The sequence below is a fragment of the Deefgea piscis genome (assembly GCF_013284055.1).
GTDB classification, from domain to species: domain Bacteria; phylum Pseudomonadota; class Gammaproteobacteria; order Burkholderiales; family Chitinibacteraceae; genus Deefgea; species Deefgea piscis.
On sequence record NZ_CP054143.1, the window covers coordinates 2,961,006 to 2,976,381 of the forward strand.

A 15,376-nucleotide genomic window follows, 5' to 3' on the forward strand; every position below is an offset into this window, starting at 1 on the left:
GGCAGAGGAGCTAGTCTGCTTGAACAATACCGGTGTTATTGTTGGTTTTGTTGTTGTGACCAACGCGTTATTGACCCACCTGCCGATGTTTGACTGACCCAAAGTCAAAATCACACTTCAAGCCCACCTGATTTACTAAAGATAATCAGCTTTTAACCCTCTTTTACATTCTCGCCATCATTGTATTGCACTCTCGTATTTAAATGAGCTATTGCTCATCGAGGTGCATCATGTCTACTAGCTTTCAGCGTGCGGTTCTTGAGAGTATCTTCGCAAAAGTATTGTATTTATTTACTAGGCTGGCCATACCCCCAATGGTTTTAACGCAAGTGGGGTTGCCAGAATATGGACTTTGGTCAATTTCTTTTGTTCTAGTGGGGTATTTAGGGCTTTCGGTTTCTGGACTAGCGACCGTTTATGTGCGGGAAATAGCTAAAGCTTTTGAGCAACAAGACGCGCATCGCGCCAGCGGCATGCTCAGTACTGGCGTGGCGCTGGCTTTGCTGCTTGGTAGTGGCTTTTGTTTGGGTTTAACGTTATTGATGCCTTGGCTTTTAGGTAAATTTGAAGTGAGCCCTGCGCTACACCCACTCGCGACTTTACTAATGCTCACAACTGCTTTTGTCTTTCTCGCTGATTTAACCTTGGGTGCATGGGGTTATGTATTACATGGCTTAAATCGTGTCCATGAGCAACAGCGTATTTGGGTTGCGAGCTTTATGCTCGAATGGTTGATAATTGCAAGCTTGCTCTACCGGAATTGGGGTATGACTGCGCTATTGGGCGGCTTTGTGCTCCGTTATGTATTTTCAATCAGCTGTGCATGGTGGCGAGTACATCTAATCTGGCCCGACTTGCAGCTCAGACCCAAATTTGTGAGCAAAGTCTATCTTCAGCCGTTTCTTAAATTAGGCATGAAAAGCCAATTGAGCGATACGTTCGCCATGATTTTGCATTCAGCAGATCGTGTTTTGGCGGGCGTGCATTTTGGTAGTGCGGCAACGGCCCTTGTCGACTTGGGTAGCAAATTACCAGCGACAGCCACGTCGATTTCGTCGGGGATTAGCGCAGTCGTCTTGCCGCGCTCTGCCTGCATGGATAAAGCTCAGTTAGCCGAGTTCTATCCTAAGGCTCTGCGACTGGCTCTATTTTCATTGTTATGGATTATGCCGCTCATTGTTTCCTGCGCGCCAGCGATTCATCTTACATGGCTAGGACTCAGGCCCGAATCAGCGCTCATCCTGCAAATGCTGCTTTGGCTGACGCCCGCTTGGCACCTACACACTTTAACGGGGTGTGCATCCAGCGCTTTGCGCGGGCAAGCCGAGCTAAGATTGGAGTTTGTATACCATATTCTGCGCCTTATTTCTGCCGGCATCGCCTATCTCAGCGCAACTAGTCTGCTGCAATTTATTGCTTACTTTACGATAGGCAATGGGCTTGCTGCTGTGATTTATTTGCTCATCGCAAGCCAGCGTCTCTCTATGCCGCCTGCGCTAGTTTTCCGCCAAACGCTATGGCCACTTCTGATTGTTTATACCTTGGGCTACAGCTTTTCGTGGTTTTGGCCATGGCAACTGATCAGCCGCAACATGGCCGCACTGGAATTAGTTCAAGCGAGCAGTCTATTTATGCTCATTTTGTTTTGGGCGATTTGGAAATTGGTTTTAACTCAAAGCGAAAAACAGTGGCTAACTAATCAATGCACAAAGTTTTTCAAACGTGAGGTTTATCATGCTTAAGCTAATCCCATACATATTGATGAGTACGGTTTTGATGGCCTGCAGCTCGATGCCAACGAATATCCCCAGCAATACACAGTCATTTCAACCAGCGCAAAAATCAGAGCAAATAGACTACGCCAGCCCCGAGGTTTTGATGGAATTAGAACGCGGCGGTGAGAATATTTATCGCCTCGCCGAAGGGGATTCATTGCAAATTACCGTTTGGAATCGTCCAGAACTATCCGGCAAGCAATTACTCGGGCCTGATGGACGCCTCACCATTCCACTGGCGGGCACAATGAAACTCAACGGAGAAACCAGAGAAACTGCTGCTAAACAAATAAGCGACTCACTATCACCGTATATACGTAAACCTGCTGTATTTGTTGGCGTTGATCAATATACTGGCAATAGAGTAACAATCTTAGGCCGAGTTCAAAATCCAGGTGTACAGCAATTTGATCGACCTCCCACTTTATTAGAAGCCTTGGCTCGCGCGGGGTCTTTGCCTGTTATCGACAAACAAGCTACTTTAACTCGCGTTGCTGTTTTTCGCGGTCGGGATCGCATTATCTGGGTTGATCTAAAGAAACTACTCAATCGCGGCGAACTGGCTTACAACATCAGCCTAAAACCCAATGATCTAGTGTACATACCCGATTCTTTCGATACCTTGGTGTATGTCTTGGGTGCGGTTCACAAACCCGGCGCGTATCGATTAACGCCTGACATGTCACTCATGGATGCGCTATCCCAAGCGGGCGGACCTAACGATGACGCCGCGCCCGAGCAAATCGCCATTTACCGCCCTAGCAAACAAGCGAACGAAACCACCCCACTCAAAACTTTGCTAAATCGTGACAAGATGGTCAACTTTTCTCTTGAAGAAGGTGATGTCATTTTTGTTCCAAAAAGTAGCGTTGCCGAGGCGGGTTATGTAATTCGGCAACTTATTCCCGGATTGTCCATACTAACCATGGGTTTGGGCGCTTTTTAGGAGACGGTCAATATGTACGGCATTGTGAATAAAGCATTACAAGAAATGGTATGCGCGGATTACGGTGGCGAGACTTGGCAACAAATTTTGCTCAAAGCTGACATTTCGGATGAGTTCTTTCTATCAAGCGAGGCATACCCAGACTCAACAACCTACTCCTTAGTCGGAGCTGCATCGGCCATCACCGGACTACCTGCAGAGCAATTACTGCAACAATTTGGGCGCTACTGGGTGCTCGAAACAGGGCAACGCAGCTATGGTCATTTACTCAAAGCAGGCGGGGAAAATCTACAAGATTTCCTAATCAACCTACCCAATTTCCATGCCCGTATTTTTTTGATTTACCCCAATCTACAACCCCCTGAATTTTTATGTGAGCCAAATGGATTGCAAGGCGTTCGGCTCAAGTATTTTTCACATCGCGCAGGATTAGCGCCTTTTGTGGTCGGATTACTCTTTGGTTTAGGCGAGTTGTTTGAAACCGCCGTCACGGTAAACCAAAGCAAAAGTCGTGCGACAGCGAATGACTTTGATGAATTTCTCGTCGCCTGGCAATAAGCATGCAAGCCGAACATCTACGTCTTCCCGCGAGTGTTTTTCCCTTTCATTTTCGACTAGATAGAACACTCAAATTCGTGGCGTTTGGACCTGCGCTGACACGCGTGATTCCAAATCTCGCTATTGGGCTGCAATGGCAAACATTAATTAGCCAAGTAAGGCCAAGCACCGCGATTGAAAACATTTGGTCTAGCACGCCAGTGATGCAGGCTCGTACCTTGTATGTGTTTCGTGTCCTCAGTAATCAGCTACTTCTTCGTGGCCAAGTGCTATGTGACGAAACAAGCGACTCCCTGCTTTTTTTGGGCTCACCGTGGCTCAATGATCCGGCACAACTGCCTGCTTACGGTTTGTCACTAAACGATTTTGCGGTTCACGATGCAAGCACTGATTTATTGCAAGTAATCCAAGATTTAAAAAATTCATTACAAGAAAGTCGAGAAATCGCGAACCTTTTTCAAAAGCAACGCGCACTCTTACACAACATTTTGAACACCGCCCCCGATGCAATTATCACGAGCGATGCCAAAGGGTGTGTTGAAAGTTTTAACCCAGCGGCTCAGGCTATGTTTGGCTGGAGTGAGCCTGAAATGCTGGGTAAAGATGTCGCCATTTTGACTGCATCAGAATATACCTCAAGCCACCACGAATACTTAGCCACTGCCTCGGCGCGAGCTTTCAGCCCTCATTTTAATCGCCGCCGAGAGGTCATCGCGCGTCGTCGTGACAACGAGGAGTTTCCCGCAGAAATTTCACTGAGCAGCCTGCAAATCGGGGATGAAATTCACTTCACCGCGATTGTTCGTGACATTAGTGAGCGTAAAGCGCAACAAATGGCGCTTACCGAATCGCGAGAGCGTGAATTGCAACTCGGCCATGATATTCAACAGTCTTTGCTTTTTGGTACACCACGGAGTTTACGCGGACTGGAGATCTCGGCATTTACACAGCCCTCGCAAGGGATTGATGGGGACTTCTTTGATTTTTTCACTTTGGGCGAACAATGCCTTGATGTGTTCACGGGTGATGTGATGGGCAAAGGCGTTGTCGCAGCCATGATTGGTGCCGCTTTAAAAAGTCAATACAACCGCAGCATGGCCGAGCTACTCGGCGCCAATCACGGCCAAGCCCCGGATACTGATCAGATCATCAATAGTGTCCACACCCGAGTAACGCCTAAATTGCAGCGGCTTGAATCCTTTGTCACCTTGATTTTTGCGCGTATTGATTTGCTCAACAATCGCATCAGTTACATCAACGCAGGTCACCCTGAGGGATTAATCTTTACCGCCAATGGCGCTATCATTTCCTTAAGCGGTGATTTTTTACCCATGGGCGTCGATCACCGCGAGCAATATAAATCGATTGATACACCCTTTTTATCTGGCGACTTTTTATTATTATTTTCCGATGGAGTTAGCGAAGCACGTAACGAACACCTTGAATTACTCGGAATCGAACCCGTGATAGATCTCGTGCGCCGACTGATCAGCGCGGCTATTCCGCCCGCCATTATTTTGCAAAAGTTGCGGCAACTCGTGGATTTGCATGAATCATCGCATCGGCGCTCTGATGACTTTACCGCCATCGGAATTTTTAGACACAACGATAACGCCCCGACCAGTCGAGAGTTTATGCGCACCATGAGTGTATTAACACCGCTGCGTCAATGGCTGCGAAATCAAATCTCACTCGATGAAACCCAACTGGCCGCCATTGAACTGGCAGCAGTTGAAGTTGCTACCAATATTATTCGGCATGTGGCGATCACCTTGGCCGACACCCCGTTTGTAGTTCACCTCAGCGAACTAAATGAGTTACTTTGGATTGATTTTTATTATGTGGGAGATGCTTTTGATTCCACTCAGGTCCCGATGCCTGATTTTAGTGGCGGGCGTGAAGGCGGCTTTGGTATGTATATCATTCGGCACTGTGTCGATGATGTGCAATACAGCACCCCCGCGAGCGATGTAAATCGAATTCGTTTGCAAATACGACGGCAGACTCAAGCAGAAACAGCTATAAATTAGCCATCTTTAGCCTGAGTTCTACTCTCACCATGTTCATTGCCATTGTCGAAGACGACCCAATTCAAGCTGACATGCTTGCCTTAACACTCAAAAGCGGCGGGCATGAAACCAACGTATTTCATACCAGCCTCGCCTTCTTTGCAACACTCAAAGACACGCACTTTGATTTATTGCTATTAGATTGGAATTTACCTGATTACTCTGGAGGTATGATCATCAAATGGGTGCGTGAGAACATCGGTTGGCAAATACCCATTATGGTCGCTACTGCAATAGATGATGAAAGTAATGTAGTAGCAGGGCTAAAAGCAGGGGCAGATGATTATTTGGTCAAGCCGATTAAACCCTTGGAAATTCTTGCGCGGATTGACGTGCTGGCCCGTCGCTTCAAATCGATTGCCCCTCAACTCGTGCATCTTGGTTTGTATGAAATCGATACCAGCCAGCGCCTGATTCGCAAATCGGGCAGCGAAGTTGAACTTACACAAAAAGAATATGATTTAGCGCTGTATTTATTTCAGCATCCAGGTAAGTTATTTTCTCGAATGAATTTACTCGAAAAGATTTGGGGTTTGAATGTAGAGATTGATACTCGCACCGTCGACACCCATATCAGCCGTTTACGCAAAAAATTATCGCTCGATGGACAGCTGCAATGGCAACTCACCTCTGTCTACGGCTATGGTTATCGACTAGAATCGACTTCGCTCGTCACCCCTTAAGCAAGCAACACGGCTGCGGCTGCTTGTTCAAGCTTTTCAAAATCACGCAACGATAATTTCGCGTCACGCGGCAACGCTTGCAGCTCTTTCTCAAGTTGCCTTGCTGTGTTGGCCAATGAATCAAAGCCCAGTGAACCTGCAGCACCAGCCAAGCGATGCAGCTCATTCAGTACATCCTCATCTGCCTGCCAAATTAGTGTCGGTATTGGTGACGTCGGAACGATTTGCTTGAGCCGAGCTGGCAAGCCGGCCACAAACTTAGCTTTTAACTCAATCATCCCAGCTGCAAACAGCGCTTCGTTAAATGCGGGCACAATATAACTCCCAATATTCCTGCAACAATTGTGGCAAAAGCATGGGATCAAATGGCTTCTGAGCGACAAAATCTGCGCCAGCATCCAGTAAACCAGACAATTCTGTTTGTGATACTTTTGCGGTCAGCATCACCACACAAACCGAGTCGCCGCCTTTTATTTTTCGCAACAGCGGTATAAATTCTTTGCCGCTCATTTCAGGCATCATCACATCAAGCAAAATCATTTGCGGAAGAGTATCTTCATGTATTGATTTGATTGCAATACTTGCAAGCACATACTGCTGGACATCAAAAGCACCCAACGTGCTGAGACACAGATGAATCAAATGCCGAATATCATCATCATCCTCAACGACAATAATCTGACGTAATTGACTCATTTATGCGCCCTTCAAAGGTAATAAGACGATGAATTCACTCCCACCGCCTTGAGCGGCTTGATACGAAATAGTGCCTCCCAAAGCGGAGCAGAGCTGCCGAGAGATCGCCAAACCCAAACCTGTTCCACCGTACAGTCTGGAGTCACTGGCATCGGCCTGCGTAAAGGGGTCAAACAAATGTGGCAAAAAACTTCCGGCAATCCCTGGCCCACGATCTTGCACAATAATCTGCCAAACAGAGTCTGCAGTACTGGCAATGACTTTAACCTCGCTGCGCGCAGGTGAGTATTTACAAGCATTGGAGATTAAATTCGACATAATTTGCCCAAAGCGCATTTTGTCCGTACGTATCTCGCAAGTGGCATCAATCTCAACATATAATTGTAAATCCACATCATATTTCGCCGCATAGCCCTGATTTTCTTCAACAAACTCAGCGAGCAAAGTCAGTAATGGATAAACACCTAGCTCTAGTTGCAATGCGCCGGCCGCCGCTTTATTTAAATCCAATAACTCATTGACCATATGCAGTAATCGCGAGGCATTACGATCAGCAATCTCCAGTAAGGGGAACGCACGCTCATCCACCGCAGCAAATTGAGAGCTCTGTAGCATTTTCAAAGAGCCAATAATCGAAGTTAGAGGTGTGCGCAGTTCATGACTGAGCGTGGCGATAAATTGCTGCTTAAGTCGATCAACACGCTGGCGCTCACTCACATCACGCAAAATCAGCAGCCAAAACTGCTCATTACCTTGCTCAACAAGCGTCAAACCCAGCTCCACTGCAATCGCATCTCCGATTAGAGGTTGCATCTCCAGCTGCTGCAGCTGACCATGATGCGCGCCATGTTTGGCTTTGCCAAAATCTAGACCTGGCAAAAATGCCTTCACCTGCAGCCCAAGCATCATATCGCGCTCTGTTTTCAACAATCGCTCCGCCGCTAAATTAAGCCCTTGTATCATTTCATCGCTATCTACGATCAGAATGCCATCAAAACTATTTTCACTGACGGCCATCGATTTACTCAACAGCACAGCGTGTTGCTGCTGCAAGACCAAAACTCGAGCCAGATTTTTGAACTTGCTGGCTAAAATGGCGGGCTCTGCCGGCTTTTGCAAAAAGTCATCAGCCCCCGCCTCTAAGGCCGCCAGCAAATGTTGCTCACCCTCCAAACCAGATAAAACAACAACAGGCACCCATTTGTTCCCAGCCAGATTTTTAATACGACGAGTCACTTCAAAACCATCGATGCCAGGCATCAGCAAATCCAGCAAAACCATATCAGGCTTAGCCTGCTCATATGCGAGCAGCGCAGTCTCACCGTCCTCAGCCAAGATGACGCGATGACCCATCTTTTGAACCAGACTACTCAAAACCCGGCGTGTACTCGCAATATCATCAACCACCAACACGGTTAATGCAGTCGCAGCAAAATCATGAAAAGGCATAAGCAGAACTCAAGTTTTACAAGTTGATCACAATTGCATGGGCGAGAGATGCTTCAATCACAGCATAGACCACGCCTTCAGAAGGGGGTGCAAAATGCTCTCCAAAGTGATTCAACCCAATTTGCGGGAACTCGAACAACGATTTAGTCAGCCCGAACAGAGACGCAAAGCCGTTGCAGCGCTACGCCGTACTTTGATATTCAAACAAAGGTTCGGTCACGTCCTAAGGCGCACATGGGATATCGGAGCGGCGCTCTTTGCCCTTGTGCTCGGCTGGCCTCTCTGGTTGTTTTTGGCACTCATTATCAAGCTCACTGATGGTGGCCCAGTACTGTATTGGCAATCTCGCGTGGGCTATCGGGGGCGACTTTTTGCATTTCCCAAGTTTCGTAGCATGCGAATCAATGCGGATCAATGCCAAGGAATACTTGAAAACCAACATGCTGATCAACGCACTTTCAAACTCAAAAACGATCCTCGAATTACCCCTATTGGTCGTTGGATGCGCCGTTTTAGTTTGGATGAAATACCACAATTGTGGTGCGTACTCATCGGCGACATGACTTTAGTCGGCCCTCGCCCCCCCCTCCCCAAAGAAGTCCAACTTTATGGTTTACATGCCCGCCAACGGCTTGAAATCACACCGGGTCTCACTTGCATTTGGCAAATCAGTGGCCGTTCAACGATTGCTTTTGACGGCCAACTCGCGATGGATCTGCAGTACATACGCCAGCGCAGTATCAAACTCGACATCCGTATTTTGTTACTGACTTTGCCTGCGGTTTTCGTTGGGCATGGCGCCTATTAAAAGGATCAGGATCATGACTTCATTTTCCCAATACAGCTATCAGCGATATGCCAAACCCCTTGGCCGAGTCGTAGCAACCATCGTATCCATGATCATTTGGCCATTCACACGACTGGGTATAGGAATACAGCACCAGCAGCAGCTACAAAAGATCGCGAAAGGGCACTTACAATGGATTGGTGCAAATTCGGCCGGCACGATCGGACTCATTTCAAGCTACCGGTTACATTTACGCATGGCACTGGCGCTCAACGATGAAGCCGAGTGGGATAGCCATGACCAGAATTCACGTGGTTGGCGCTTTGATCTAGCCCTGCTGTTGCGCTACGGTTGGAGCTTATTGATTGGACACACCGTGAGCCAAACCGAAGACCGCTGGCCTCTACTTGGTTTGTGGCTGGATAATTTGCAACACGCACAAATTGAATCGCAACTTCAAATTTGGCGCCAGCAAAGTCATCAACGCCGGATTGCTTTTGTTAATCCACATTGCGCCAATCTGGCCAGTAAAGACCCGCTGTATCGTGGGGTGCTCAATTCAGCCGATTTACTTTTACCCGATGGCAGCGGCGTGTTACTGGCGAGCCGTATTTTGAAAACCCCTTTGCAAGAAAATACCAATGGCACGGATTTATTTCCTATTTTGTGCCAGCAATGGCAAAAAGATGGCGCAAACTTGTATTTATTAGGTGGTCGCCACGGCGTCGCGGAAGAAGTTGCACGGCACTTGCTAAGAAAATACCCCGGCCTGCATATCGCGGGAACCCACCATGGATATAGCGCCAGTAAAGATACCCCAGCATTAATTGAAGACATCCAGCAAAGTAAAGCCGATGTTTTGGTCGTCGCGATGGGCGTACCCTTACAAGACAATTGGATTGCCTGCTACCAAGAAGACACAGGAGTCCCTTTAGCAATCGGTGTGGGTGGTTTATTCGATTTTCTATCTGGCCGAATTCCCCGCGCGCCCGTTTGGTTGCGCGAATTGGGCTTGGAATGGTGTTGGCGCTTATTACAAGAGCCATCCAGAATGTGGCAGCGTTATTTGGTGGGCAATTTCACCTTTCTCGCTCGCGTAATGCGGCAAAAATTTCAACTCGCCCCCAAAGCACTTCTACCAAATACGCGCGAGCAACATCACGAACTGGATCACCGCCCTCAAGCCGTGGTGCTAACTGATTATGCACTTTGGCAGGGAGACGATCCAATTGGCACGCTATTGACGCCCATCGTGGGACATAGCCTGCTTGAACTGAGCCTCATTCGGCTGGTCGAACAGGGCGTGAAATTAGTCCACTTATTTGCCGATGAGGGCTACTCTGCGATAGCTACACAACTAGGAAAAGGTGAGCGCTGGGGTATTGAGATTCGATACTACCTTTCTGGTCAGCAGCTACAAACTCGCCGCCGTCTTGCTGCCCTTCCCTTACCAGAGCATGTCTGGCTAGTGGCACCTGGCTGCTTACCGAGTAGCAATCTAACCAGTTCGACCCAATGCCAGTGGGAGTTGGCCAAGGGCATCTGGTCTGGTTGGGCGTATCTCAATTCAAAACGGCTCAAATTAACACTGAATCAAAGCCAACTTCCCTTACCACCCAATACAGCACTTTTTAATGGGCTTAGCTTGCGCAACGAGCAAGAGCTCAATCGAGCTCTGCCTGAACTATTGAAAAAAGCACCGCCCTATATTCCAGACTACCAAGAAATCAAACATCAAGTCTGGCTGGCCGCAGGTGTGGTTTGTGAGAAAAACGTCACGCTGGATGGGCCGGTATTAATTGGCCGCAACTGCTTAATCCGGCAAGGAAGCCACATTGGGCCCAATGTGGTGATCGGAGAAGGCTGCGTGCTAGATCGACAAGTTGATATCCACAACAGCCTACTCAAACCTTTTAGCTATATCGCGGCACAAATGAGCATTGGCCACAGTCTCGTGGGCAATCGAAAACTGCACTTGGTGCGCGACAACACCATTCTGCACTTCAAAGCCGAGGAATGTTTAATTGATGAAATGGGCAAACCACTGAGCCATCCGAGTATGGCTGAGCGAGTGCAAGCCGTAGTGGCTTTCATTTGGCTGCGTGGGCACCAGCAACAATTCGATCTCGCACGTTGGCAAAACGTAGCCAATCGATTGAAAAAAGTCATACATGGCGAATGTCATTTGATTGGTCTGCCGGTATTACCCAGCAAAATGGACGGTACATTAGCAAGAAAAAGTCTGCGACTCGGGGCAATTCGCCTATCTGAATTACAAGCAGAAACCTTACCTGCAAAAGGTCTTAGCCGAGCTGAGCAAGATTGCCTTACCGATTTGTATGGCGCAGCGGTACCGCACCATTTGAACTGGGAAAAACTGCAGCACTTAGTTCACACCTTAAAACGCGGTACAAAAAGCACATTTTACAAATCGGACATCATTTCGCCGCCCAGTCCGCTGTAATAGAAACCTACCGCAAGGGGTACAACAATGAAAACCCTCATTTACATCTTGCACAGCGGCCAGCGCTACGGAACAGAAAGAATGGCGCTGGCCACGCTGGCACAACTAAAAACCTGCACCCAAGCCGTGTTATTCGCCCCGCTTGGGCCAGTTCAACAACTCGCCCAAGAGCAAGGCGTTTTATGCCTTGGCTTTCGCAACAGACTTGAATTAGCTCGCCAATTATGGCGCTATCTGGCCCAGCCTGAGCTCTGTATTTGTAGCACAGGGGTGAGCCAAGCCTTGCTGGTGATTTTACTCACACTAATGCGCGGCAAATGGCCCGATCAGATCCATATCGTCCACGGCGGCACCAATGAAAGATTGAGTTATGGTCGCAAACATTGGCTGCAATATTTAGGGGTGAAGCTGGTTGCGGTTTCTGAATTTGTCAAAACCCGACTATTGGCTCATGGCTGCAAGAGCAAGCACATCACGGTCATTGAAAACTTTCTGACTACACGGCAAAGCCATCGCCCAGCCTTTACCCTGAGTGGCATCGCAAAAATTGCCATGATCACGCGCATCGACCCCATCAAACAGGTCGGCGTGGCCATCGCCGCATGGCGTAAATACCCCAATCTACCGGAGCTACACATCTGCGGTACAGGCTGGCAAAGCGATGAACTACAGACGCAAAGCGCACACCTTACGCAAGTGAAATGGCACGGATTCGTTGAGTATACGTCCAGAGTACTCATTCAATCTGATCTGTATATACATACCTGCGATAGCGAGCCATTCGGCTTGGCGATTCTTGAGGCCATGGCGGCTGGTGTACCTGTTCTTGTACCCGATCAGGGTGGCGCTGCTGACTTGGTCAACAATGGGGTCACTGGATTTTACTTCCGCGCTGGCGACAGCCACGATTTGGCGCTGCAAATTCAATGGATTAATCAATTACCCACAAGCACGCTGAACGCTATTGTTGCCAATGCAAGCGCTCAATTGGCTAATCGGTTTTCAGCAACCCAGCGCATCGCGGACTACGCCAGATTGTGTGGCATCAAGGGGATACATGATGAATCAGCCACCCTTAATTAGCGTCGTTGTTATCGGCCATAACGAAGGGCAGCGTTTAATCCGATGCCTTACTTCAGTGCGCGAGTGTAGCTATCCCAATATTGAGCTGCTCTATATTGACTCCCACTCTAGCGACGATAGCGTAGCCCAAGCGGCAAACTTGAGCGACAGCGTCTATCTGGCCAGTCAAAAAGGGGCGGCGGCGGCTCGCAATGTCGGCCTAGCGCACGCTCAAGGCGACTGGATTATGTTTTTAGATGGTGACACGATATTGGCACCTTTGTTTTTGTCACAAGCCTTAGCCGATTTACAGGCTGACACGCAACTCGCTTGTGCCTGGGGGCATCGTGTTGAGAAAGATCCACAGCAATCAATTTATGTACGAGTACTTGATCTAGATTGGCGTTACCCACCGGGTGAAACCGCATTTTGTGGCGGAGATGCCTTGTTTCGACGCGAAGCGCTGCTTCAAGTCGAAGGTTTTAATGCACGCTTATTAGCCGGAGAAGAGCCAGAAATATGCTTCTGGCTACGCAAAAAAGGCTGGAAAATAATGCACCTCGATCTGGCGATGACGCAGCATGATTTGGCCATCACACAATTTAAGCAATATTGGCAACGCACCTGTCGCGCCGGTTATGCCTATGCCGCAGTCAGCGCAATGACACAGGATTTTTGGATTCAAGAGGTGCGTCACAACTATCGACAATCGAGTATTTTGCTCAGCCTAATGCTGATCTTTATGCTGGGTGCAATATGGCAACCACTCCTTAGCGCCGCCGCATTACTCACCTTAACCCTATTAATGCTCCGCAGCAGCTGGCGTGCACGTTGGCGCAGCCCACATTGGCACAACTTATTACTCTATGGTGTGCATAGCTGGTTTGCACAAATTCCAATCACAATGGGGATTTGGCGCTGCAAACGTGACCGAGCGGCAAAAAGGCGAGCCTCTTTTGGTAACTATAAAGAGGTCAAAAAATGAAACGGCTCCTCTATCTGTGTTGTTCCTTATGGCTAGGCGCTTTACTTGATGTCTTTGCCCAGATTCAACGTGGCACTGCATGGTTACGCTTGGCTTGCCGGATTCCGCTAGACCCAAGCAATGTTATTTTAGGCAAGGTCGAATTACATGGTTCCCGCCAAATCCAATTCGGTCTGCGCGCTTTGATCTATCCTGGGCTTTATCTTGAAACCCAAGATTTGGGGCGCATCACGTTGGGAGATGGCATCGTCATCTCTCGTGGCGTGCACTTAGTATCTCACAGCCACATCAGCATTGGTTCTGGGTCGATGTTGGGTGAATACAGCAGCGTGCGCGATGCCAACCATCGCAGGCAATCGTCAACTCCGCTGCGCGAGGCGGGCTTTACTGCTGCCGCGATCATCATTGGCAAAGAAGTCTGGATTGGCCGCGGAGCCATTATTTTGCCTGGTGTTTGTATCGGTGATGGCGCGACCATCGCGGCAAATGCGGTTGTTACCCATGATGTACTCGCAGGAACCACCGTGGGTGGCGTACCCGCTAAACCACTTCGTAGCGCAAAGGACATTCAAAAATGGACCCGAGTAAACGCCCAATTTTATTAGTTGCCTACCAATGTGCCCCGAATATGGGTTCAGTATCGCAAATTGGTTGGGAATGGTATCAGCGCCTGACCAAACGTCGCCCCGTCACGCTGATCACCCACAGTCGAAATCGTGCGGCACTTGAAAAAGCAGGTGCACCATTCAACGGCAGCACCATTGAATACATTGATACTGAATGGCTGGCAGGGCCACTCTATCGAACCGCATCACGTCTTTTTCCCGGCAAAGAACATGCCATTTTTCTACTCAGCTCACTCGATTACTATCTTTTTGATTTTCTAGCTTTACGTCGTGCACGTCAAAAACGTGCACAAGGCAATAAGTGGGCGGCAGTGCACGTCCCTACACCTGTTAGCTCGGCAGCAGGCACCCGACTTCATCAACTGGGTTTGCCACTGATACGCGGCCCACTCAATTGTGGCTTAGGTAATCCAGCGGGATTTGATGAAGTCTTGCAGCAAGAATCCCAATGGCTCAATCGTGGTCGACAACTTGGGCAATGGTTTTCTGCGCTGTTAGAAAAATCGAGTGATCGGCAAATCACTCTAACAGCCACCACTGCAACACGAGCCGTGCTCCCACCGAACCAGCGCACTCAGCCATTACTTGAGAATGGCATTGATCTCCGCCATTTCACCGCCAGCCCCGTGCTTGAGCGCAGTGCCCGCGACACGCTCAAAGTCTTATTTGTCGGTCGAATGTTACCTGTAAAAGGCGTTAACTTTCTCCTTCAAGCATGCGCGCAGTTAATCGCTCAGGGCTATCCGATTGAAATCACCCTCGTTGGCGATGGTATCAAACGCCAAGCATGGGAAACAGAGTCTGTCGAATTGGGTATTGGCCAGCACTGCCATTTCACTGGAAATTTACCTTTAGCTGAAGTGCCCTTGCTGATGCAGCAATGCCATGTATTTTGCCTGCCTTCGATTCGCGAGTCTGGCGGCGCAGTGATTCTCGAAGCCATGGCTTGTGGTCGGCCGGTGATTGCTTATCGCTTTGGCGGCCCAGCAGAGTTGGTAACCACCGAAACGGGCGTACTTCTTGATGCGCATTGCGCATCCGAGTTAGTCGAGCAATTGAAAGAGACTTTGCGTCAATGCCACCAACAACCAAAGCAATGGGCGGCGATGGGCGCAACTGCCGCCCGCTTATTGCATCAGCCACACCCCATGGGTTTTGACTGGGAACACAAAATTGATCTCGTTGAGCAGTTGTACGAACAAATGCAAAACCACGAGGATTTACCTTCTTGTCACAATTTAGCGGCGCGAGTTAATTAAACTGAGCTAAATACACC

At 48.7% G+C, this 15,376-nt stretch carries 14 protein-coding genes; 11 read left to right on the forward strand and 3 right to left on the reverse strand.

The features are described from left to right. Positions 1 to 230: 230 nt before the first annotated feature. Genes HQN60_RS13830 through HQN60_RS13850 form a run of 5 tightly spaced genes read left to right on the forward strand, consistent with a single transcriptional unit; the run spans position 231 to position 6,031 of the window. The gene (locus HQN60_RS13830; protein ID WP_173534208.1) at positions 231 to 1,742 is read left to right on the forward strand and encodes a lipopolysaccharide biosynthesis protein; all 1,512 of its coding nucleotides are present in this window, start codon (positions 231 to 233) and stop codon (positions 1,740 to 1,742) included. Continuing rightward, on the forward strand, positions 1,735 to 2,721 hold the full coding sequence (locus HQN60_RS13835; RefSeq protein ID WP_173534209.1) for an SLBB domain-containing protein: 987 nt from the start codon (positions 1,735 to 1,737) through the stop codon (positions 2,719 to 2,721). Before HQN60_RS13830 ends, HQN60_RS13835 begins: the two co-directional genes overlap by 8 nt. Before the next feature lie 12 nt (positions 2,722 to 2,733). Next, a complete protein-coding gene (locus HQN60_RS13840) occupies positions 2,734 to 3,279 on the forward strand; it encodes a heme NO-binding domain-containing protein (protein WP_173534210.1) in 546 nt (181 codons plus the stop codon). A gap of 2 nt (positions 3,280 to 3,281) precedes the next feature. Further along, the gene (locus HQN60_RS13845; RefSeq protein ID WP_173534211.1) at positions 3,282 to 5,309 is read left to right on the forward strand and encodes a SpoIIE family protein phosphatase; all 2,028 of its coding nucleotides are present in this window, start codon (positions 3,282 to 3,284) and stop codon (positions 5,307 to 5,309) included. Between the two features lie 29 nt (positions 5,310 to 5,338). Further along, positions 5,339 to 6,031: a response regulator transcription factor gene (locus HQN60_RS13850; protein ID WP_173534212.1), complete on the forward strand. Its 693-nt coding sequence runs from the start codon at positions 5,339 to 5,341 to the stop codon at positions 6,029 to 6,031. On the opposite strand, the gene HQN60_RS13855 is transcribed toward HQN60_RS13850, so the two are convergent. From HQN60_RS13855 to HQN60_RS13865, 3 genes are read right to left on the reverse strand one after another with little or no spacing between them, the layout of a single operon-like run. Further along, positions 6,028 to 6,345 (reverse strand): Hpt domain-containing protein, encoded by a 318-nt coding sequence (locus tag HQN60_RS13855; protein ID WP_173534213.1) that lies wholly within the window; start codon positions 6,343 to 6,345, stop codon positions 6,028 to 6,030. The two genes, HQN60_RS13850 and HQN60_RS13855, sit on opposite strands and share 4 nt — an antisense overlap. After that, positions 6,332 to 6,727 (reverse strand): response regulator transcription factor, encoded by a 396-nt coding sequence (locus HQN60_RS13860; RefSeq protein ID WP_173534214.1) that lies wholly within the window; start codon positions 6,725 to 6,727, stop codon positions 6,332 to 6,334. Before HQN60_RS13860 ends, HQN60_RS13855 begins: the two co-directional genes overlap by 14 nt. Further along, the gene (locus HQN60_RS13865) at positions 6,728 to 8,176 is read right to left on the reverse strand and encodes an ATP-binding response regulator (RefSeq protein ID WP_173534215.1); all 1,449 of its coding nucleotides are present in this window, start codon (positions 8,174 to 8,176) and stop codon (positions 6,728 to 6,730) included. 94 nt (positions 8,177 to 8,270) lie between these two features. Between HQN60_RS13865 and HQN60_RS13870 the strand changes: the two genes are divergently transcribed. From HQN60_RS13870 to HQN60_RS13895, 6 genes are read left to right on the forward strand one after another with little or no spacing between them, the layout of a single operon-like run. Continuing rightward, entirely contained in the window at positions 8,271 to 8,984 is a 714-nt protein-coding gene (locus tag HQN60_RS13870; RefSeq protein ID WP_173534216.1) for a sugar transferase, read from the forward strand. Between the two features lie 13 nt (positions 8,985 to 8,997). Beyond that, positions 8,998 to 11,427, forward strand: coding sequence for a WecB/TagA/CpsF family glycosyltransferase (locus HQN60_RS13875; RefSeq protein WP_173534217.1), 2,430 nt, complete (start codon positions 8,998 to 9,000; stop codon positions 11,425 to 11,427). A gap of 27 nt (positions 11,428 to 11,454) precedes the next feature. Next, a complete protein-coding gene (locus tag HQN60_RS13880) occupies positions 11,455 to 12,510 on the forward strand; it encodes a glycosyltransferase family 4 protein (protein WP_173534218.1) in 1,056 nt (351 codons plus the stop codon). Continuing rightward, the gene (locus HQN60_RS13885; protein ID WP_173534219.1) at positions 12,485 to 13,474 is read left to right on the forward strand and encodes a glycosyltransferase family 2 protein; all 990 of its coding nucleotides are present in this window, start codon (positions 12,485 to 12,487) and stop codon (positions 13,472 to 13,474) included. Before HQN60_RS13880 ends, HQN60_RS13885 begins: the two co-directional genes overlap by 26 nt. Beyond that, positions 13,471 to 14,079, forward strand: a complete 609-nt coding sequence (locus HQN60_RS16390; protein WP_173534220.1) for an acyltransferase — start codon at positions 13,471 to 13,473, stop codon at positions 14,077 to 14,079. Before HQN60_RS13885 ends, HQN60_RS16390 begins: the two co-directional genes overlap by 4 nt. Further along, a complete protein-coding gene (locus HQN60_RS13895; protein ID WP_173534221.1) occupies positions 14,049 to 15,359 on the forward strand; it encodes a glycosyltransferase in 1,311 nt (436 codons plus the stop codon). The genes HQN60_RS16390 and HQN60_RS13895 overlap by 31 nt, the downstream gene beginning before the upstream one ends. Positions 15,360 to 15,376 lie beyond the last annotated feature (17 nt).

Bases quoted from the DNA above. Each gene is read 5' to 3' on its own strand.
- HQN60_RS13830 (WP_173534208.1), top strand. From the start codon at position 231: ATGTCTACTAGCTTTCAGCGTGCGGTTCTTGAGAGTATCTTCGCAAAA.
- HQN60_RS13835 (WP_173534209.1), top strand. From the start codon at position 1,735: ATGCTTAAGCTAATCCCATACATATTGATGAGTACGGTTTTGATGGCC.
- HQN60_RS13840 (WP_173534210.1), top strand. From the start codon at position 2,734: ATGTACGGCATTGTGAATAAAGCATTACAAGAAATGGTATGCGCGGAT.
- HQN60_RS13845 (WP_173534211.1), top strand. From the start codon at position 3,282: ATGCAAGCCGAACATCTACGTCTTCCCGCGAGTGTTTTTCCCTTTCAT.
- HQN60_RS13850 (WP_173534212.1), top strand. From the start codon at position 5,339: ATGTTCATTGCCATTGTCGAAGACGACCCAATTCAAGCTGACATGCTT.
- HQN60_RS13860 (WP_173534214.1), bottom strand. From the start codon at position 6,727: ATGAGTCAATTACGTCAGATTATTGTCGTTGAGGATGATGATGATATT.
- HQN60_RS13865 (WP_173534215.1), bottom strand. From the start codon at position 8,176: ATGCCTTTTCATGATTTTGCTGCGACTGCATTAACCGTGTTGGTGGTT.
- HQN60_RS13870 (WP_173534216.1), top strand. From the start codon at position 8,271: ATGCTCTCCAAAGTGATTCAACCCAATTTGCGGGAACTCGAACAACGA.
- HQN60_RS13875 (WP_173534217.1), top strand. From the start codon at position 8,998: ATGACTTCATTTTCCCAATACAGCTATCAGCGATATGCCAAACCCCTT.
- HQN60_RS13880 (WP_173534218.1), top strand. From the start codon at position 11,455: ATGAAAACCCTCATTTACATCTTGCACAGCGGCCAGCGCTACGGAACA.
- HQN60_RS13885 (WP_173534219.1), top strand. From the start codon at position 12,485: ATGATGAATCAGCCACCCTTAATTAGCGTCGTTGTTATCGGCCATAAC.
- HQN60_RS16390 (WP_173534220.1), top strand. From the start codon at position 13,471: ATGAAACGGCTCCTCTATCTGTGTTGTTCCTTATGGCTAGGCGCTTTA.
- HQN60_RS13895 (WP_173534221.1), top strand. From the start codon at position 14,049: ATGGACCCGAGTAAACGCCCAATTTTATTAGTTGCCTACCAATGTGCC.